The organism is Brevundimonas sp. TWP2-3-4b2 (assembly GCF_049897345.1).
Lineage (GTDB): Bacteria > Pseudomonadota > Alphaproteobacteria > Caulobacterales > Caulobacteraceae > Brevundimonas.
This window is the reverse complement of the sequence record NZ_JAFCWB010000001.1, coordinates 332,495-352,266: the sequence shown is the minus strand read 5'-3', so window position 1 is coordinate 352,266 and position 19,772 is coordinate 332,495. Positions and strand designations below refer to the sequence as shown.

The 19,772-nt window shown below is 67.5% G+C and carries 18 protein-coding genes and 1 tRNA gene; 9 read left to right on the top strand and 10 right to left on the bottom strand.

Annotated elements, in window-relative coordinates; genetic code table 11:
- Positions 1-2: 2 nt before the first annotated feature.
- Positions 3-79 (bottom strand) — tRNA-Arg (locus ACP7AS_RS01630).
- 195 nt (positions 80-274) lie between these two features.
- On the opposite strand from ACP7AS_RS01630, the gene ACP7AS_RS01625 reads away from it, so the two are divergent.
- Entirely contained in the window at positions 275-2,041 is a 1,767-nt protein-coding gene (locus ACP7AS_RS01625) for a gamma-glutamyltransferase family protein (RefSeq protein WP_426027080.1), read from the top strand.
- Positions 2,042-2,137: 96 nt separating this feature from the next.
- Here ACP7AS_RS01625 and ACP7AS_RS01620 read toward each other — a convergent pair whose 3' ends face one another.
- Together ACP7AS_RS01620 and ACP7AS_RS01615 are read right to left on the bottom strand one after the other, a co-directional pair.
- Positions 2,138-3,019 carry a lipid A-modifier LpxR family protein gene (locus ACP7AS_RS01620; protein ID WP_426027079.1) on the bottom strand — a complete coding sequence of 294 codons (882 nt, stop codon included), beginning with the start codon at positions 3,017-3,019 and terminating at the stop codon, positions 2,138-2,140.
- 158 nt (positions 3,020-3,177) lie between these two features.
- Complete coding sequence (locus tag ACP7AS_RS01615; protein ID WP_426027078.1) at positions 3,178-5,058, bottom strand: ribonucleoside-diphosphate reductase subunit alpha; 1,881 nt, start codon at positions 5,056-5,058, stop codon at positions 3,178-3,180.
- Between the two features lie 269 nt (positions 5,059-5,327).
- On the opposite strand from ACP7AS_RS01615, the gene ACP7AS_RS01610 reads away from it, so the two are divergent.
- The 4 genes from ACP7AS_RS01610 to ACP7AS_RS01595 all read left to right on the top strand — a co-directional run bounded on the left by ACP7AS_RS01610 (position 5,328) and on the right by ACP7AS_RS01595 (position 10,117).
- Positions 5,328-6,098, top strand: coding sequence for a phosphatase PAP2 family protein (locus ACP7AS_RS01610; RefSeq protein ID WP_426027077.1), 771 nt, complete (start codon positions 5,328-5,330; stop codon positions 6,096-6,098).
- 77 nt (positions 6,099-6,175) lie between these two features.
- A complete protein-coding gene (locus ACP7AS_RS01605) occupies positions 6,176-6,595 on the top strand; it encodes a VanZ family protein (protein ID WP_426027076.1) in 420 nt (139 codons plus the stop codon).
- Between the two features lie 99 nt (positions 6,596-6,694).
- Positions 6,695-8,818, top strand: a complete 2,124-nt coding sequence (locus tag ACP7AS_RS01600; RefSeq protein ID WP_426027075.1) for a response regulator — start codon at positions 6,695-6,697, stop codon at positions 8,816-8,818.
- 255 nt (positions 8,819-9,073) lie between these two features.
- Positions 9,074-10,117, top strand: coding sequence for a ribonucleotide-diphosphate reductase subunit beta (locus ACP7AS_RS01595; RefSeq protein ID WP_426027074.1), 1,044 nt, complete (start codon positions 9,074-9,076; stop codon positions 10,115-10,117).
- A 7-nt stretch (positions 10,118-10,124) separates the two neighbouring features.
- Here the strand turns inward: ACP7AS_RS01595 and ACP7AS_RS01590 are convergent, their stop codons facing one another.
- The 7 genes from ACP7AS_RS01590 to ACP7AS_RS01560 form a co-directional block, all read right to left on the bottom strand.
- A complete protein-coding gene (locus tag ACP7AS_RS01590) occupies positions 10,125-11,696 on the bottom strand; it encodes a carboxylesterase/lipase family protein (RefSeq protein WP_426027073.1) in 1,572 nt (523 codons plus the stop codon).
- Positions 11,678-12,436 carry a molybdopterin-binding protein gene (locus ACP7AS_RS01585; RefSeq protein WP_426027072.1) on the bottom strand — a complete coding sequence of 253 codons (759 nt, stop codon included), beginning with the start codon at positions 12,434-12,436 and terminating at the stop codon, positions 11,678-11,680. Before ACP7AS_RS01585 ends, ACP7AS_RS01590 begins: the two co-directional genes overlap by 19 nt.
- Positions 12,433-13,254 carry a cytochrome b/b6 domain-containing protein gene (locus ACP7AS_RS01580; protein WP_426027071.1) on the bottom strand — a complete coding sequence of 274 codons (822 nt, stop codon included), beginning with the start codon at positions 13,252-13,254 and terminating at the stop codon, positions 12,433-12,435. The genes ACP7AS_RS01585 and ACP7AS_RS01580 overlap by 4 nt, the downstream gene beginning before the upstream one ends.
- Positions 13,255-13,326: 72 nt before the next feature.
- Positions 13,327-13,788, bottom strand: coding sequence for a nucleoside-triphosphatase (locus tag ACP7AS_RS01575; protein ID WP_426027490.1), 462 nt, complete (start codon positions 13,786-13,788; stop codon positions 13,327-13,329).
- A 36-nt stretch (positions 13,789-13,824) separates the two neighbouring features.
- Complete coding sequence (locus ACP7AS_RS01570) at positions 13,825-14,301, bottom strand: hypothetical protein (protein WP_426027070.1); 477 nt, start codon at positions 14,299-14,301, stop codon at positions 13,825-13,827.
- Between the two features lie 101 nt (positions 14,302-14,402).
- Positions 14,403-15,866, bottom strand: a complete 1,464-nt coding sequence (locus ACP7AS_RS01565; protein ID WP_426027069.1) for a sensor histidine kinase — start codon at positions 15,864-15,866, stop codon at positions 14,403-14,405.
- A gap of 40 nt (positions 15,867-15,906) precedes the next feature.
- Positions 15,907-16,629 carry a TVP38/TMEM64 family protein gene (locus ACP7AS_RS01560; RefSeq protein WP_426027068.1) on the bottom strand — a complete coding sequence of 241 codons (723 nt, stop codon included), beginning with the start codon at positions 16,627-16,629 and terminating at the stop codon, positions 15,907-15,909.
- Positions 16,630-16,748: 119 nt separating this feature from the next.
- On the opposite strand from ACP7AS_RS01560, the gene rpmH reads away from it, so the two are divergent.
- The 4 genes from rpmH to yihA are packed head-to-tail and all read left to right on the top strand — an operon-like array spanning position 16,749 to position 19,765.
- Positions 16,749-16,883, top strand: a complete 135-nt coding sequence (gene rpmH, locus ACP7AS_RS01555; RefSeq protein ID WP_003164000.1) for a 50S ribosomal protein L34 — start codon at positions 16,749-16,751, stop codon at positions 16,881-16,883.
- Positions 16,884-16,909: 26 nt separating this feature from the next.
- A complete protein-coding gene (rnpA, locus tag ACP7AS_RS01550) occupies positions 16,910-17,311 on the top strand; it encodes a ribonuclease P protein component (RefSeq protein ID WP_426027067.1) in 402 nt (133 codons plus the stop codon).
- Positions 17,312-17,316: 5 nt separating this feature from the next.
- A complete protein-coding gene (gene yidC / locus ACP7AS_RS01545; protein WP_426027066.1) occupies positions 17,317-19,122 on the top strand; it encodes a membrane protein insertase YidC in 1,806 nt (601 codons plus the stop codon).
- 1 nt (position 19,123) lies between these two features.
- The gene (gene yihA, locus ACP7AS_RS01540) at positions 19,124-19,765 is read left to right on the top strand and encodes a ribosome biogenesis GTP-binding protein YihA/YsxC (protein ID WP_426027065.1); all 642 of its coding nucleotides are present in this window, start codon (positions 19,124-19,126) and stop codon (positions 19,763-19,765) included.
- Positions 19,766-19,772: the final 7 nt, after the last annotated feature.

The window sequence follows — 19,772 nt, the reverse complement described above, 5'->3', positions numbered from 1 at the left end:
TATGGCGCGCCCGGAACGATTCGAACGTCCGACCCTCAGATTCGTAGTCTGATGCTCTATCCAGCTGAGCTACGGGCGCGCTTGGCCGCGAACGGCGAGGGCGGGTATCTAGCGGAGAGGGGACGAGGGAGCAAGGCCCTGAAGGCGGGTTTTCGGCGTTGTTGCGCCGGTGGCCCGCAGAACACCGCGCGTACGGGGCTTTCGTTCGCGCGGGCGGCGGGGCAGGGTGCGCCACGCCACCCGAAATCGCTCCCGACGTCGCCTGCGAGTCCCCATGATGCTGTTCCCGTTCCGGTCCATCCGCGCCCTTGCGGCCGTTGTCGCCGCGGCGAGCGTGGGCCTGTCGGGGTGCGCGGTGGCCGGCCGGGGCGCGTTCGGCCCGGCCGGTGCCGCGACGACCCCGGTCGCCGAGGCTCCCGCGGCGCGCGGCCCCTTCGTGGCGGCGGCCAATCCGCTGGCGGTTGAGGCGGGGCTGGCAGTGCTGCGTCGGGGCGGTTCGGCTGTGGACGCCGCGGTGGCGATCCAAGCGGTGCTCGGTCTGGTGGAGCCGCAGTCGTCCGGTCTGGGCGGCGGGGCGTTCATGATGGTGTTCGATGCGGCGAGCGGGGCGGTCACCGGCTATGACGGGCGCGAGACCGCACCGGCGGCGGCGACGCCCGAGCTGTTCTACGAGAACGGCCGGCCCCTGGGCGTGGGCGATGCGATCCTCAGCGGCCGGTCGACGGGCGCGCCCGGTGCCGTGGCCATGCTGGCGATGGCGCAGAAGGCCCATGGCACTCTGGCCTGGAGCAGCCTGTTCGGTGATGCGGAGCGGCTGGCGCGCGACGGCTTTGTCGTCAGCCCCCGTCTGGCCGGGATGATCGCCCTGACCCGGGGCCAGGCGCGCTCGCGCTGGGCCAATGCCTATTTCACCAGGCCGGACGGGACGCGTTACGTCGCCGGCGACGTGCTGAAAAACCCGGCCTATGCCGAGACCGTGGCCGAGCTGGCGGCGGGCGGGGCCGAGGTCTTCTACCAGGGCCGGATCGCGCGCGAGATCGCCGCGGTGGTGGCCCAGGAGCCGCGGCCCGGGACCCTCGGCACCGAAGACCTCGCCGCCTATGCCCCGATCGAGCGTGGGGCCCTGTGCCGGCCCTACCGGATCTATGTCGTCTGTGTGCCGCCGCCGCCGTCCAGCGGCGTGGCCCTGCTCCAGCTTCTGGCCATGGCCGAGCAGACGCCTGATATCGACGCCGGCCCCGACAGCGCGGCCGCCTGGACGGCCTTCGCCCAGCTGCAACGGCTGATGTACGCCGACCGCGACCGCTACGTCGGCGATCCCGGCTTTGTCGGCGTACCGGTGCAGGGCCTGCTGGACCCGGACTATGTCGCCGGCCGCGCGGCCCTGGCTCCGGGGCTGACCGGCGCTGCCGAGCCGGGCACGCCGCCGGGCGGGGTGCTGGCCGGGCCGGACGCCACCCGCGAGCCGGCGGGGACGTCGCATTTCGTCGTCGTGGACGCCCGGGGCAATGCGGTCAGCATGACCACCACGGTCGAGAGCATCTTCGGCTCGGGCCGGATGGCGGCGGGCTTCTTCCTCAACAATCAGCTGACCGATTTTTCCTTCACCCCCACGCGTTCAGACGGCGGTTCGGCGGCCAATGCCGTGGCGGCGGGCAAACGGCCCCGCTCTTCGATGTCGCCGGTGATCATTCTGGACCGTCAGGGCCGGCTGGTGGGGGCCCTCGGTTCGCCGGGCGGGCCGTCGATCCTGGCCTATAACGCCAAGGCCCTGATCGCCGTGCTGGACTGGGGGCTGCCGGTGCAGGCGGCGTTCAACCTGCCCAATCTGGTGGCCAAGGGCGACGGCTTCGGCGCGGATACGGACCGGTTCTCCGAGGCGCTGCGTACGGGGCTGGCGGCGCGCGGGATCGTCCTCCGGCCCAATGCGAGTGAAAACTCGGGTCTGCATGGCGCGATCTGGCGTCAGGGTGCCGCGGGCTGGCGCTGGGACAGTGGCGCGGACGACCGGCGTGAGGGCGTGGCCCGAACGGGGGATTAGGGCTTAGGGCTTAGGGCTTAGGGAAAAGGTCTGGGGAGTGCCCATGCCGGTGACCCGACCGGCGATCGTCAATCATTACGCCCTCCTCCCTGCTCCCTACTCGGGCTTGATCGACAGCTGGAAGGCGATCAGCCCTTCGGACACGTCGGTGTCGACGCCGTGGCCGGCGCGAAGGCCTTCGGTCTGAATCTCGCGATAGACGACACTCAGCGCGCTGTGCACCGGCCCCCGGCGCATGGCCAGACCCAGAGAGGCGTCGCCGAGGAAATTGCCCGAATCCTGACTGACGCCGGAGCGGGCGTAGTCGCCGTCGCGGTTGCGGGCGAAATTATAGCCCACGGAGCGGCCAGATCCGGCGGCATACAGATACCAGCGAGGGCGCTCGCCGAATTCCGCGCCGCCGTCGGGGACCAGCCCGTTCAGGTTCCGTCCGATGCGCAGGGTGGCTCCGGCTTCGGTCGTGCCGCCGCGCGATCCCACACCTACGCCGAGGTGCGGTGTCAGTGTGACATCCAGACCGGACGCCGTCTGGCCCAGGGTCTCGGTCCAGCCGCGCGTATAGGTCAGGTCATAGTGTTCCGTGTCCCAGGTCGCGGCATCCAGCGGTCCGGGCGGCAGGGGCGAGCCGTCCAGGCGGCGAACCGGCCCTTCGGTGCGCAGACGCAGGCGGTCGTCGTACCCGGAGGACTCGAACCATACGTCCCGGCTGGATGCGGCCCATGGCGAAGAGCGGTCGTGGCCCGGAGCGTATCCCGTCCAGCCGTCAGACGTCTCCCAGGCGGATTCAGTGGCGTAGCGATCGTCGCGGTCGAGGCGTGTCAGCAGATCTGCGACATTGGTGGGGCGTTCGGGCGCGACTCTCCAGGGATCGGCTGAGCCCGCGGCTGCGGATTGCAGGGCCCGGGAGTCGGCTGCGAACGCCGGGCCCACAAGGGCCACAGTCGCCAACATGCCTGCAAGGAACGCCGTCTTGCGCATCAACCGGACCTCCCTGATCCGTTAACGAATCCAACCCTGCACGATCCGGGCCGCACCGCCAACAAGGAATTCAGCGTCGCTATCCAGGAGTTCAGCAGTGGATGTGATCAAGACGCTCTGCAATCGGTCGAACCTCTCGCGCGAGTTTCAGGCCTGGCCTACTGGCAGGCGAGACACTCATCATAGTCGGTGCGGGCCGCCGAGAAGAGGTCCGGCTGGTTGGGATCGATCTCTGCCTCGACCTTGTCCTCGGCACCGGCGAACGCCGCACGCTGGATCGATTTGGAGCGCAGATAGTAGAGCGATTTCACGCCCTTCTCCCAAGCGGACCAGTGCAGCATGTGCAAGTCCCATTTGTTGACGTCGCCTGGGATGAACAGGTTGATCGACTGGGCCTGGCAGATTTCCGGCGAGCGGTCCGCCGACAGTTCGACGATCCAGCGCTGGTCCAGTTCGAAGGCGGTCTTGAAAATGGCCTTCTCGTCGTCGTTCAGCGCGTCGAGGTGCTGCACCGAGCCCTCGTGCTCGAGGATCGAGGACCAGACTTCGGTCGTGTCGATGCCCTTCTCGCCCAGCAGGCGTTCCAGATAGGGATTCTTGACCGCGAACGAGCCCGACAGGGTCTTGTGCGTATAGATGTTGGCCGGGATCGGCTCGATGCCGGCGCTTGTGCCGCCGCAGATGATCGAGATCGAGGCGGTCGGAGCAATGGCCAGCTTGTGGCTGAACCGTTCCAGCACGCCACGCTCGGCAGCGTCCTCGCAGGCACCCTTCTCCTCGGCCAGCAGGCGGCTGGCCTTGTCGGCCTCGCGGCGCAGATGCTTGAACAGGCGCATGTTCCACGACTTGGCCATGGCGGATTCAAAGGCCACGCCCTGGGCCTGCAGGAAGGAGTGGAAGCCCATCAGGCCCAGACCCACCGAACGCTCGCGCTTGGCCGAATAAACGGCCGCGGCCATGGCCGGCGGTGCGCGGCGGATGAAATCCTCCAGCACATTGTCGAGGAAGCGCATCACGTCCTCGATGAAGCGCGGCTCCTCGCGCCATTCCAGGAAGCTCTCGGCATTGACCGATGACAGGCAGCAGACGGCGGTGCGGTCGACGCCGAGGTGGTCGCGGCCGGTGTGCAGGGTGATTTCCGAGCACAGGTTGGACTGTTTCACCGACAGACCGAGGTCGCGCTGATGCTGCGGCATCTGGCGGTTCACCGTGTCGGAAAAGATCAGATAGGGCTCGCCGGTCTGCAGGCGGATCTCGAGGATTTTCTGCCACAGGACGCGGGCGTCGACGGTCTTCACCACGGCCTGGTCCTTGGGCGACAGCAGGTCGAAGGTCCGGCCGTCGCGGACGGCCTCCATGAAGGCGTCCGAGATGTTGATGCCGTGGTGCAGGTTCAGGGATTTGCGGTTGAAGTCGCCCGAGGGCTTCCGGATTTCGAGGAATTCCTCGATCTCCGGGTGGTGGACGTCCAGGTACACGGCGGCCGAGCCGCGGCGCAGCGAACCCTGGCTGATCGCCAGCGTCAGCGAGTCCATCACGCGGATGAAGGGGATGATGCCCGAGGTCTGTCCCGCGCCCTTGACCTTCTCGCCGATCGACCGGACGCCGCCCCAGTAGGTGCCGATGCCGCCGCCGTTCGAGGCCAGGGAGACATTCTCGTTCCAGACCGACTGGATGCCGTCCAGGCTGTCGCTCACCGCGTTCAGGAAGCAGCTGATCGGCAGGCCGCGATCCGCGCCGCCGTTCGACAGCACCGGCGTCGAGGGCATGAACCACAGCTTGGACATATAGTCATAGACGCGCTGGGCGTGGTCGGCGTCGTCGGCATAGGCCGTCGCCACGCGGGCGAACATGTCCTGATAGCTTTCGCCGGACAGCAGATAGCGATCCTCGAGCGTCTTCTTGCCGAAGTCGGTCAGCAGGTCGTCACGGGACCGGTCGAGCTGGAGGGAGCGCACGACGGACAGATGGGGACGCGCGGTCGCATCGCCCTCTGCCGACAGGAAATCAACCGTCTTCAACGCTTCGCCGCCAGCCATGGTATTCGCCGCCCTGAACAAAATTCGAATGGTGATCCCCGCGCTCCAAACCACAAGACCTAGTGGCTGAAGCGCTCCCCAAGCCCACATATGGGGCGCAGATGGCTAACCAACCGTCAACGGGGTTGACGATCACTTTCTGTCCGAATCGGCATCAAGGCGGGGGATGAGCCTGTGGACAGGCCGCGACGCGGGCGTGACAGCAGACTTGTCGTTGAATCACGAACGCGTGAGTGGAACAGTCCCACAAGCGGGACCGTTAGCTGCCGATGACCTCCAGTCGCACAATCAATTTTTTCCGCCGCGCCCTGCGCATCGCCAGGACGGAGCTTGCGGCCGTCAGTGCCCTGTTCGTGGTCGCAGCGGGGCTGGCGATCTTCGCCAACTTGGCGGAGGACATGCGGGAGGGCGAGGGCCAGGCGTTCGATCAGGCGGTCCTGTCCGCGCTGCGACCGCACGCCAGCCCGTCAGACGCCTGGGGCCCCCGGTGGCTCGAGGAGGGGGCAGGCGACCTGACGTCGCTGGGCAGTATCGCTGTCCTGATGCTGTTCGCCACGATTGTGATCCTGTTCCTGTTCCTGCAGCGCAAACGGCTTTCGGGCCTTCTGCTGCTGGTCGGTCTGGGTGGGGGCGTGATGTTGAGCGAGGGTCTGAAATCGGTGTTCGAGCGGGATCGTCCGCCCGAGATTTACCGCGCCGTCGCAACCATCAACGCCAGTTTTCCTTCCGGCCACGCCCTGCTGTCAGCGGTCTTCTACCTGAGCATTGCGGTCATGCTGACGCGGGCATTCCCCCGGCGCAGGTTCAAGGTCTATGTGCTGGGCGTCGGCGTCGTCCTGACCCTGATCGTCGGGCTGACCCGGATCTATCTCGGCGCGCACTGGACGACGGACGTGCTGGCGGGCTGGAGCGTCGGGTCCGCCTGGGCCATGACGACATGGCTGGTCGCCTATGCCATCGAGCGCCGCCAGATGGTGCGTCACGCGCGTCTGCGGGACGAGCCCTCGCCCGATGCCGACACGCCCGACACGGTGGCCTAGCGGCCGGGAACCGGGGTGTGGGTTCTGCCCGCGCGCTGATATCAAGCCTGATCCTGTCGCTTTCGAGTACCTGCCCGATGAAATACCTGATGCGTCTTATGGCGGGTGTCCTGCTGGTCGTCATCGTCGGTGCCATGGTCGGCCCGTTCCAGAATGTCGAAGCCGCCACCAACATCTGGGACAAGGCGGCGCATTTCGTCGCCTTCGGACTGATCCTCTGGAGCATCGGCGTCCTGTTCCGTCGCCTGCCGCGCACGCTGGCCGCGCTGGCCGCGCTCGTCGTGGGCGGGGCGGTGGAGATCATTCAGGGCCTGGTCGGTCGGGACGCCAGCTGGGGCGATCTGCTGGCCGACGGTCTGGGCATTCTGCTGGCGTTGCTGCTTTGGGTCATCTGGCGACGTTTCGAGCCGCGTACGGCGTTTCAGACCTGGAATACCCCGGGCGTATCGCCGGCCCGCGCCGGCAGGGACACGACTCCGTCTCGCCGCAGAGGCTGATTTGTTTACGCATTCCCCTTAGCGCTGGAAACTCGGTGGGGGCCGAAGGGGGTTCGGTTGACGGGTCGTTGGCGCTTATTCCGGCATGAAGCGGGCCGCGTGGCGGGTCCGCCCGCCTGGGCTTATGTGGCGCTGTTCGCGGCATCGCAGCTGATCGGCCACTGGAGCGTGGCCACGTTCGGCGCGATCGCGGTCTGGCTGTCCAACGGCATCATGGTGGCAGCCCTGCTGCAACTGCGCCGCCGGCCCGCCGTGGCCGTACTGACGGCGTGTTTCACCATCAATCTTTTCAGCAACGTCGTTCGGGGAGACCCAGGAGTCCTGCTGTGGCTCAACGCCCTGCTGAATCTGGGCGAGGCGACCCTGTGCGCCTTCCTTGCTCGACGCGTCTGCGGCGCGGCGCTGGACATGCGGCGGCCGAAACGCCTGATGGCCTTTGCCGGCCTCGCGGCTGTGCCCGCGGTGGCTGTGATCACCGCCGTCGGGTTCGGCCTGGTGATGCTGATCCGCCAGACCGGTCTGAGCACCGGCCTCGTGTTCAGCATCTATTCCTTCTACATCGTCGAACTGCTGGGCCTGCTGCTGGTCACGCCGATCCTGCTGCTGGTCGCCCGCGCCCACCGGTTTGAAGGTATGGCCCAGGCCCGCGCGCCTGAGGCTCTCGGCCTGTTCGCCATCATGCTCGGCGTGACCACGTTCGCCTTCTGGCAGAACGACGCCCCCATTGCCTTCCTGACCTTCCCGCCGATGTTGCTGATCGGCCTGCGCCTGTCGCCGACCCGGACCGCCTGCGCGGTGGTCCTGTTGGCCGTGATCACCGGTGTTGCGACCCTGACCGGCCATGGCCCCGTGCACCTGACCCGTCTGATGGACGCGCCGGGACTCGCCGACGTCCCCCCCATGCTGCGGCGGCTGGGCGTCTACAATCTCTATCTGCTGGCCATGCTGGCCACCATGCTTCCGATCTCCACGATCATGACGGAACGCAGACGGCTCGAGGCACGGTTGCTCGCCCGCACCGTGGCCGCCCAGGAGGCCCGGCGAAGGGCCGAGGATGCCGCCGCCTCACGCTCGCGCTTCCTGGCCATGATGAGCCATGAGATGCGGACCCCCTTGAACGGGGTCGCCGGCTTCGCCGACGTCCTGGCCAACCGCCCGGGAATGGACGCCACGGCCCTGCGCCAGGCCCGCCAGATCCGCGAATCCAGCGACGGCCTGCTGATGCTGGTCGAGGATATCCTGGACTTCGCCCGGGGCGACGACGCTGTCTCGCCCGAACCCCTGGACCTCGGAGCCGTCGTTCGTGAGGCGGCCGCACCGAGCGGGACCGCGGCCGCCGCCCGGGGTCTCAGCCTGACGATCGACGACCGCCTGCCCGGAAACGCCCGCTACCTGTGCGATCGCCGGGCGCTGCGTCAGGCCTTGCATCCCATGATCGCAAATGCCGTGAAATTCACCGATCAGGGCGCAGTCGTGGTGCGGCTGGATCGTTCGCCGGACGGGGTCTGTATTCGTGTCTCCGACACCGGCTGCGGCATTGAGCCCGCGGTTCTGCCGGGTCTGTTCGAAGCGTTTGCCCAGGGCGACGCCACCATCCGCCGGACCCACAGCGGCGCGGGGCTCGGCCTCGCCCTGGTCGCCCGTCATGTCCGGCGCCTGAACGGTCGTATCGAGGTCGAAAGTCGGCTCGGTGAGGGCTCGACCTTCAGTCTCAACCTGCCGGTCCGGCGCGCCGCGGATGCCGCGCCCGCGGTCGCGGAGGCACCGCTCGCCCCCCGTGACGCGCCGAATCCGGCCCTCGACGAGGCCCGGGCCCCGCGTGTGCTGGTCGTCGACGATCATCCGGTCAACCGCGAGGTGGCCCGCATCATGCTTGAAGCCTTCGGCTGCGATGTGGTCGAGGTCTGCGATGGTCAGGAGGCCGTCGATGCGGTGGCTGGCCAGCCGTTCGATCTGGTTCTGATGGACGTCCGCATGCCGCACATGGACGGGCTGGAAGCCACGCGACGCATTCGCGCCCTGCCGGGACCCGAGGCCGGTCTGGCGGTCGTAGCCATGACCGCCGACGCCATGCCCGAGGACGTGGTGCGCTGTGTTGCCGCGGGCATGAACGCCCATATGCCCAAGCCGATCAATCAGGCCGGTCTGCTGGCGGTGGTGAACCGCGCCCTGTCCGGCGACCTCCCCGCAGCCCGCGTGACCCTTGAGGCCGAAGCGGCCTGAGGTCTCACCCCTTGCCCTGACTCGATGGTGCGGGATCCGGCCAGGCCTGCACCGGGCATGTCTGAAATGCCGCGCAAGCCATCAGGACGGCCTTGGCTTGTCCCCAACCGCGACTCTTCAACACACTACATGTAGCGGTCGCGGAAAAAGTGATCGCAATATAGCCGCATTTCGGCTTGGCGCCGGGCGCGTCCGACGGCATGGTGATTTCACCTTCGGACTCGCCGCCAGAGTCCTCATCAGAGCCCGGTACCGATGAACGCGCACGTCTCGATCAAACCCACCACGCCCGGCCTGTTGACCCCGTCGGCGGCCTACAAGCCGTTCCGCTATCCGTGGGCGTTCGACATGTGGAAGAAGCAGCAGCAGGTCCACTGGATGCCCGAAGAGGTGCCGCTGGGCGAGGACTGCAAGGACTGGGCGGCCAATCTGACGCCGTCGGAACGCAACCTGCTGACCCAGATCTTCCGCTTCTTCACCCAGGCCGATATCGAGGTCCAGGATAATTATATGGAGCGATACAGTCGGGTGTTCAAACCGACCGAGGTCAAGATGATGCTGGCATCCTTCGCCAACATGGAGACCATCCATATCGCGGCCTATGCCCTTCTGCTTGAGACCATCGGCATGCCCGAGAGCGAGTTCGGGGCCTTCATGGAATACGAGGCCATGCGCGACAAGCATGACTTCATGGGCAAATTCGGGGTCGAGACCAACGGCGACATCGCCCGCACCCTGGCCATGTTCGGCGGCTTCACCGAAGGGCTCCAGCTGTTCGCCAGCTTCGCGATGCTGATGAATTTCCCGCGCCAGAACAAGATGAAGGGCATGGGCCAGATCGTCAGCTGGTCGGTCCGTGACGAGAGTCTGCACTGCGACGGGATCATCAAACTGTACCACGCCTTCAACAAGGAGACCGGGGCGGTCACGCCCGAGGTCGCCGCCGACATCGTCGACTGCTGCAAGACGGTGGTCGACATGGAGGACCGCTTCATCGACCTGGCCTTCGAGATGGGGCCGGTCAACGGCATGGTTCCCGACGACATCAAGCAATACATCCGCTTCATAGCCGACTGGCGCCTGCGCCAGCTGCATCTGCCCGAGGTCTACGGGGTCAAGGAAAACCCCCTGCCGTGGCTGCAGTCGCTGCTGTCAGGCGTCGAACACGCCAACTTCTTCGAGGCCCGCGCCACGGAGTATTCCAAGGCCGCCACCACCGGTGCCTGGCATGGAGCCGAAGGCGTCTGGGGCAGTTTCGACGCCATGATGCAGAAGCGGGCCGAGGGCGCGGAGGCCTGATCGGCCCTCACGTCCCCGGCTGGATGTACGGAATCCGCCCGAAGAACCGCCGCTCGTCCCCGCGCGGATCGTCCTCCATCCGGGGCGGCAGGTCCATGATCATGGTTTCGCGCCGCTCCAGCGAATAGGGCGTCCAGCGCGGCAGGCGGGCGTGGTTCGGGTCGCCCGTGCGGGCGAAGGCCAGCAGGGCGTCGCTCATCCGGTCGGCCATGGTCTGTGCCTCCGGGCCGACGGCCCCCGAGCCCTCGGCGGCGACATTGTCCAGCATCAGCGGAATGTCCGAGGTGTGGAAGGCGCCGGTCCGGCCGTTGGGCAGGCGGCTGGCCCAGTCCAGCTGGTAGACGAAGGCGGGCGACCCCTGCGCGGCCCGCATCTCGGCCTCGATCACAGCGGCGCGCCAGCTGCGGGCGGCGGTGGTGGCCCGGATCAGGACCTGGTCGGGGCTCATCGCCGGGTGGTTCGTCCGATACCAGGCGACGACCTCCTCCGGGGCCACATCGATCCGCATCTGCGACGGCGTCAGCCGGGCGGGCAGGGCGTCCCAAGTCAGGCCCGCATTGGCCGGATCGCCGCCGAGGAACATCAGGGTCTCCTCGCGGGTGTTGCCGATCATCGTCGGGACATGGGCCGACTGCGGCGCGGCGTCGGGCCAGAACGGGTGCCGCGCCAGGCTGCGCCCGTCCAGCACCGGCCCGAAATACAGCGAGCCGCCGAGGATGGAGTCGGTCGCGCCAGCCGCCTCGATCAGCCGCTCGACCGGCATTGTGCGGACCGCCTCGATCCGGTCGGGCGTCAGGCCCAGCGCCTCCAGCCAGACCTCGGCCCGGCGCGTGGCGTTCATCGGCCCCGAGGCCGTCACCTGCTGCCCGCTCATGGTCACGGCGCGGTGGAACAGGCCGGCGGCGGCCGGCATGGCCATCAGGGTGGCGATCTTGGCTCCGCCGCCCGACTGGCCGACCACGGTGACGCAGCCGGGATCGCCGCCGAAGGCCGCGATATTGTCCCGCACCCACTGCAGCGCCAGCACCAGATCCAGCTGGCCCAGATTGCCGCTGTCCTCAAACCCCGGCGCCAGCCGTGCCAGCGAGGCATAGCCCAGCGGTCCCAGCCGGTGATTGACCGTGACCACGACGACATCGCCCTTCGCCGCCAGCTGCGCCCCGTTGGTCAGCGGGCTGGAGCCGGAGCCGGTCGCATAGGCCCCGCCGTGGATGTAGACGATCACCGGTCGCCGCCCGGCGTCCAGCTTCGGCGTCCAGACGTTGAGCCGCAGGCAGTCTTCGGACTGGTTCGGCTCGTTCCCGCGTTGGGGGGAGGCTGACCCGTAGTCTCCGCCGGGAAGGGGCTCGCGCCATGAGGCCGGCACGATCGGCGGCTGAAAACGCCGCGGGCCCGTGTCCGCCCCGTACGGGACACCCTTGAACGCCAGAACCTGGCCATCGAACCGGGCGCTGACCGGGCCGTGGCGGGTCGTCGCGAACACACTGTCCGACCGGGCTCTGGCCGGTATCGCCGGGGCGATAAGCGCCGCCCCCGCCGCCAGCCCCAGCCCCCGTCGGGTCAGATGCCCGCGTACCACTCGTAGCCCCGGTCTTCCCAATAGCCGCCCTTGCCCTGGCCCAGGTCGGCGAAGCTTTCGACGGCCTCGATACGCCGGATATATTTGGCGTGTTTGTAGCCCAGCTGGCGTTCGACCCGCAGGCGCAGGGGCGCGCCGTGGGGCACCGGCAGGACCTGCTGGTTCATGTCATAGGCCAGGATGGTCTGCGGGTGTCGGGCGTCGATCAGGTCGATGCTCTCATAGTAGCGCTCGCCGTCCTCGGTCTGGGTCAGGGCGTCGAAACAGTGGAAGACGATGTAGCGGGCCTCGGGTTTCAGCCCCGCCTGGTCCAGCAGTGTCTCCAGCCGCACCCCGGTCCATTCGCCGATCGAGGTCCAGCCCTCGACGCAGTCGTGTTTGGTGATCTGGCTCTGCGACGGGCGGGCGCGCAGGTCGGCCAGGCTGAGCGACAGCGGTCGCTCGACCAGACCGTCGATGATCAGCCGATAATCGGCGAAATCGTTGGCCTTGAGCGCCAGATAGTCCGACGCTGACGGGTCGATTGAGCCATTGGCCTTGAAGTCCGGCGAGATCTCGGCCCGGCTGTAGGTCGGGGCCAGGGCCTCGCGCGGCACGACCAGGCGCTGGGCCCGTCGTGTCAGGCCCTCGGCCATGCGCCGGGCCTGTTCGGCCAGGCTGATCCCGGCCTGCCCGCAGGCGGAGAGCATGGCGGTGGCGGCGGTGGCAAACGCGCCGGTCAGCCAGCGGCGGCGGTTCATGAGGCGTCTCCCTCGTCGGTCGGCGCTTTGCGCCTGAGCCTGGGTCCAGCGGTCGAGCCCGCCGGCTCGATCACGAACCAGCCGGTGATCATCGCCCGCATGTTGTTGAACAGGCCGGTCCAGATCACCAGGCCGACGTGGATGGCGATGAAGCCGACAATCAGGCCGGCCGAGATGAAATGCAGGGTCCGCGCCGACTGCCGCCCGCCCATGATCTCCAGAAGGATCCCGCCGATCGCATTGAAGCCCGGCGACATCGACAGCCCGGTGATCAGCATCATCGGCAGGATGACCAGGATCATCGTCGCATAGGTCAGCTTCTGGATGACATTGTAGGTGCGGGCGTGGTCGTCGGTCGGGAAGTGGAAACGGGCGTGCTCGACCACCGACGGCCCGAAGCCCTTCAACTCGGTCACGGTCGGCCAGATGCGGCGACCGAACCGCCGCGTCAGGAAGCCATAGGCCAGATAAATCAGGCCGTTGATGACGAAGACCCAGGCGAACAGGAAGTGGTAATTGCGGGCCTCGGCGAGGTTGCGGCCCTGGGGGATGAGCAGCCAGTCCGGCAGACGCGGAATGCTGATCCACGGATCGGCGAAGGTCGAACGCACGCCCCAGTAAAGATGCGGATGGGCCAGCAGGATGTTCAGCCCGCTCATGATCAGAACCACTACGGCAATCACGTTCAGCCAGTGGCTGAGCCGCACCAGGGGCGGGTGACGATAGGTGTCGGTCCGGCCACCGGGCAGGGGACGGTCTGCGCGCGCGTCGGCGGGCGGGACGTCCTCGACCGGTGTGTCTGTGACGATATCGGTCATGGTTCCCCTCGGTCGCGCTGACATCCCGACGGTCTCACGACCACCCCGCCGGCACAACGCTTGCCTTGGGGACTACGTCCCTGAAGCGGGGAGGTTACGCGGCGGATCAAAAAGACAGGCCGGGTCGCCGAAACGGGCCGCGACCTCGTCGACCAGGCTGGTCCGCACGAGCAGGACCCGCTCCACGGCCGGGTAATCCCGCCCGATCCGGTCCAGCAGACCGGCGAAGCCGTCACCGCGCATCTCCAGCGGGCCGACCTCGTCGATGACGATCGCCCCTGCACCCTGCTCCAGCGCCGCCTCGATGCGTTGCACGGCCCAGTCGAACGCCGCCTGGCGGAACTGGAAGCGGCCCACAGTCACCGCAGTCTCGTCCAGCCTTGGATGTTCCAGCGCGACCTCGTCGCCGCTCGCCAGATCCATGAACCGGCGCCCCGACGGGGTCTTCAGCGCCAGAACGCCGGCGACGCTGCGCCCGGCAAGCGCCTCAGCCTCGGCCCATGCCGCCGCCCTGCGGGTCTTGCCCGAGTCGATGTCACCGTGGATGACCCGAACCGGGATTTTCGCCTCCTAGTATTTCGGTGCCGTGGTGACGCAGACGCGGCGAGCCCGTTCACAGGCGGCGACCTCGGCCTCCCAGGCGGCGCGGGCGCGTTCCCAGGCGGCGCGCGCGGCGTTGGCGGCGGCGAGGTCCGCCTCATACTGCACGCGCTGGGTCTCCAGCCGGGCGGTCTGCTCACGCCACTGCGCGCTCTCCCGCTCATAGGTCGCGGCACCTTCGGCCTCGGCCCGGTCCGCAGCCGCGTTGCGGGCCGCGATCGCCGCGTTCAGCCGGATCGTTTCGGCGACTTCGGCCGGGTCCTGTTCTGCGTCGGGGGCGGCGCTGTAGCTTTCACCGCGCTGGCGCAGCCATTCCTCCGATCCGGGAGAGGGGCTGGAGGTCTGCACCTTGGCGGACACGGTCGCCTGCGGCACCGTGGTCTGGGCCAGAACCGGCGCTGCCGCCAACAGAAGCGCGACGCCGGCGGTGAGGGTGAAGCGGATCATTGGAGCCTCCTGAAGCGAAAAGCCGTCCAGTCAAGCTGCGCGGTTTCGTGCGGCTTCGCCAGACATAACGCCGGTCGCGCGATTTGGCGCCGTCTTCGGTTTCAGAGCGGCAGGCGCAGCTCGAAGGTCGTGCCGGCCGGTCCGGTCTCGACCAGAGTCAGCATGCCGCCGTGGCTGACCGCGAGCTCACGGGAAATGGCCAGCCCCAGTCCGGCTCCGTCGGACGCGCGGCCGCTGACGAAGGGCTCGAACAGGCTTTCCGACAGCCGGGGCGGAATGCCGGGGCCGTCGTCGGCCACGCGCAGGATGCAGTCGTCGCCCTCGCTGGAGGCCGTCACCCGCACCAGACCCTTGCGGCCTGTGCGCCGGGTGGCGTCGCCCTCGATGGCCTGACGGGCGTTGCGCATCAGATTGACCAGGATGCGATGCAGCTGGTCGGGGTCGGCGTGGACGGCGAACCGTGCGGGCACCGTCCTGGTCAGGCGCACCCCTTCGGCAGTCAGCCCGGCGTCCTCCGCGGCCGCGGCGATGGCCGCCGCCAGGGCGATGCGGATGCGCTGGGGCGCAGGCTCCTCGCTCTTGCCGTATTCGAGCACATTGCGGGACAGGGCGGCGGCCCGGCCCAGGGCGCGCTCCAGCCGGGGCAGAACCCGGGCCACCTCCGGATCGGGGGAATCGGCCAGCCGCTCGGACGCGAGCTGGGCCGAGGTCAGCATGTTGCGCAGGTCGTGATTGATCTTGGCCACCGCCTCGCCCAGTGCCACCAGACGGGCCCGGGAGCGCAACGAGACCCGCACCTCCTCCTGCATCCGTGCCAGTTCGCGTTCGACGCGGCCGATTTCGTCATGCCGATCGCTGGGCGGATCGCCCTCGCGCGCGGGATCGATGGCAAAATGCTCGATCGAACGGGTCACTCGCCGCAGCGGTTGAAGCACCAGGAAGGCCAGACCGCCGTACAACAGTCCCCCTGCGACCATCGAGATCAGCAGCGACATGAGCAGGCTGTTCAACAGAAAGGCGCGCAGTTCCAGCTTCAGCGGCTGGGCCGGGGCCAGGATCTCGATGAAGTCGCCCGAGCGGTAGCGCGGTCGCGCCTGAACGCGGATCGACCGGTCCGGATGGCCGAACAGGGTGCGCCACGGGTCGAGGGTTCGGGCCACGGGCCGTCGCTGTCTCAAATCGATCAGGTCGGGCGTGCGAGGCAGGTTGGGAGCCTGCAGCAGCAGCCGGCGCACGCCCTGGTCGCCGACGACCACGGCCTGCACCCCGCCGATGCGCAGCAGCTGTTCGGCAGTGTCGTCCTCGACCGCGGAATAAGGCAGGGCCTCGACCCCGACCGAGGCCAGCTCGGCCGACTGCAGCCGGTCCAGAAGCCAGCGCTCGTGGAAGCTGGCGGCGCTGGGGGCGATGATCAGGACCTCGACCACCACGGTGAAGCCGAACGTCAGTAGCAGCAGCCGCCAGGCGAGAGCATCGGGGGCATGGAATTTCAGCCGTTCGCGCCAGTCTGCGGGCACGCGCAGTCGGCTGCGGACATCGCTCAACAGGGACCGAAGGCGGTTCATGCCCCGCCTAACGCAAAGCTCGGGCCAAAAGCTGCGCCGGTCATGCCGGTGCCTGTCGGCCGAGGACCTTCTGCAGGCCCTTGAGGGCGAACGGCAACACGACCGCCAGCACGAACACGCCCGCCATCGGGGCCCAGAACTGGCCGAACAGGGCCTGGAAGTCCGGATCGGGATTGGTCTGCAGCAGCTCGTTCAGCCGCGCCCCGATCCAGCAGTAGATGATATGCGCGGGCAGAAGGCCGACGACGGTGGCCATCGTGTACGGGACCAGCCGGACTGACATGATCCCCGCCGCCACATTGATCATATGGAAGGGCACGACGACCGCCAGACGCGACGCCAGGACATACCAGAATGTATCCTTGTCGATGGCCTGACAGACCTTCTGCATCATGCCCTGGTCGCGCTCGGCCTTTTGTCGCAACGCCTCGCCCAGCGCCGACCGCGCGACCGTATAGACAATCAGGGCACCGACCGTAGCGGCGATCGCAGTCGAGACTCCGCCGACCCAGGGGCCGAACAGATAGCCCGCAGTGATGGTCACGAAGAACACGCCCGGCACCACGCTGGCCGTCAGGATGGCAAACACCGCCATCAGGATCAGCAGGCACAGAAGATAGTTCGCGTCACGGAAGGCGTGGAATTCCGCGCCATGATCGCGGATGGTGTCGAGCGACAGATAGCGGTTCCAGCCCATGGCAAAGATCAGGGCGATGACGCCGGCCAGTATGATCAGAGGCGCAAAGCGTTTGAACCGGTTCATTCTCTCTCCGCCGAAGGGCCGTTGGCGTTGACAGTTCAGGCCCTGCCGCTTATACGCCCGCCCTTCCCGCGACGGACGCCTTTCCGCCGCTCATCAGATTTCAGTCCCAGGAGCCGAACGTGAAGCGGACCTATCAGCCGTCGCGACTCGTGCGCAAGCGCCGTCACGGCTTCCGTTCGCGGATGGCCACCAAGAACGGACAGAAGATTGTTGCGCGGCGTCGCGCCAAGGGCCGCAAGCGCCTGACGGCCTAAGTCGTCCGGCGCCTGTGCTCGGGCGCATGGCCGAACTCTTCAAAATCGAACGCATGACTTCGCGGCCCCAGTTCCTGGCGGCCGCGAAGGGCGTTTCAGAGGCCCGTGGTGCCGTGGTGGTGCAGCGGCTGGCCCGCGGTGACGGAGCGCCGGTCGTGCGGCTCGGTTTCACCGCGACCCGCAAGATCGGCAACGCCGTCATCCGCAATCGCGCCAAGCGCCGTCTGAGAGAGGCCGCGCGGGCCATGGCCCCCCTGTTGGCGGTCTCCGGCAGCGACTATGTCTTCATCGCTCGCGCCGGCACGGTGGACCGTCCCTGGGACCGTTTGCTTGACGATGTGAAATCGGCGCTTACAAGGCTCGCGACCCCGCGGCCGGCGCCCCAAGACGCGCCGAACAAGCCCGCTTCCGCCGGCCAGGATTCCTGATCTCCATGCCTCCTCAAGACAACAGCCGAAACACGATCATCTTTGTCGTGATCGCGGCCATCATGCTGATGGCCTACAGCTATTTCGTGATGCAGCCGCAGGCCGAGCGCCGCCGCGCCGCGCAGCAGGCTGCCGCTGAACAGACCAGCCCGAACGCCGCGCTTGCCGCGCCATCGACCAGTGCCCCCGTCTTCACCACGGACCGCACCGTCGCCCTGGCCCGCGGCGGGGCGCGGGTCCCGATCCAGACCGGCACTGTGACGGGATCGCTGTCCCTGCGGGGGGCGCGGATCGACGACCTGTTCCTGACCAAATATCAGGAGACCATCGAAAAGGGCTCGCCCGCCGTCGAGCTGTTCCGCCCTGAGGGAATGCGCCACGCCTATCAGGCCCAGTTCGGCTGGAACGGCCCCAACGTCCCCGGTGGGGTGCCCGGCCCGCAGACGCCCTGGCGCCTGACCGAAGGCGCGACCCTGACTCCAGCGACCCCCGTCACCCTCACCTGGGACAACGGCGCGGGCCTGCGCTTCACGCGCCGCATCGCCATCGACAATCAGTATCTGTTCACGATCACCGACACCGTCGCCAACTTCAGCGCCCAGCCGATAGCCATCGCGCCTTGGGGCCGGATCGAACGGCAGGGCGTGCCCGACGACCTGGGCCGCCAGCAGGTCCTGCACGAAGGTGGCATCGGCACCTTCGGTTCGGACGGAAAATACGTCACGGAGCAGCTGAAATACCAAGCCTGGGCCAAGAAGCCGCTCCAGGAACACACCTCCACCGGAGGGTGGATGGGCATCACCGACAAATACTGGCTGGCCGCCCTGATCCCGCAGCAGGACGAGCGCATCCAGGCCGCCTTCCGCGTCACCGACGCCGCCCACGCCGATGTGCATTCCGCCACCATGCTGGGCGAGACGCACACCATCGCGCCGGGCCGCCAGATCACCGAGACCCAGCGACTGTTCGCCGGCGCCAAGCGCAACGAGATCCTGTCCGGCTATGAGAAGGAGCTGAACCTTCCGCGCTTCATCTATGCGATCGACTGGGGCTTCCTGTTCTTCCTGACGCGCCCGATCTTCATGCTCATCGAGCTGTTCTATGGCTGGTTCGGCAACTTCGGCGTCGCCATCCTGGGCCTGACCCTGACCGTGCGTCTCGTCATGTTCCCGCTGGCCAACAAGAGCTACGAGAGCATGTCCAAGATGCGGACTCTCCAGCCCAAGATGGAGGAGTTGAAGAAGAAGCACCCCGACGATCCTGCCGCCCAGCAGAAGGAGCTGATGGCGCTGTATCAGAAGGAGAAAATCAATCCGCTGGCGGGCTGCCTGCCGCTCCTGCTGCAGATCCCCGTCTTCTACGCCGTCTACAAGATGCTGTTCGTCACCATCGAGATGCGGCACGCGCCGTTCGTCGGCTGGATCCGTGACCTGTCTGCGGCCGACCCGTCGACGATCTGGAACCTGTTTGGCCTGATCCCCTGGGACCCGTCCTCGACGCCGTTGATCGGCAGCTACCTGGTCGGCACCTTCGCCCTCAGCATCCTGGCCATCTTCTACGGCCTGACCATGTGGCTGCAGATGGCGATGAGCCCGCCGGCGCCGGATCCGATGCAGCGCAAGATCTTCGCCTTCATGCCGATCGTCTTCACCTTCATCATGGCCACCTTCCCGGCGGGCCTGCTGATCTACTGGGCCTGGTCCAACATCCTGACCATCATCCAGCAGTATGTGATCATGCACCGGTTGAAGGCCGAGAACCCGATCGACACCTTCATCGAACAGATGCGCTCGCGATTGAAGAAGGCCTGAGTTGGACGACTTCACCCCAGAGGACCTGGAACAGGGACGTATCCTGTTCGCCCGACCCGCGACCTTCGTCATGGGTTGCGCCAAGATCGAGCAGCTGCCCGACCCGGACCTGCCCGAGGTCGCCTTCGCGGGCCGGTCGAATGTCGGCAAGTCCAGCCTGATCAACGGCCTGGTCGGCATGCATAAGCTGGCCCGCGCCTCGAACGAGCCGGGTCGGACGCGCGAGGTCAATTTCTTCGATCTCGACGGCAGGATGCGGCTGGTCGACCTGCCCGGCTACGGCTGGGCCAAGGCGTCCAAATCTACGGTGAAGAAATTCCAGGACCTGGGCCGCGACTATCTGCGCGGGCGGGTCACGTTGAAGCGGGTCTATCTGCTGATCGATGCCCGCCACGGGCTCAAGAAGGTCGATGACGAGGCCCTGGATGCCCTCGATCTGGCCGCCGTCAGCTACCAGATAATTCTGACCAAGGCCGACAAGCTCAAGAAGGGCGAAGCGGAAAAGGTTCAGGCGGAGACGCTGAAGGGCGTATCCAAACGCGGTGCCGCCTATCCTGCCGTGATCGTCACCTCGGCCGAGAAGGGCGACGGCATGCCCGAGCTCCGCGCCGAGATCATGCGAACCACAGGCGTCACGCTCTAGCCTTGCG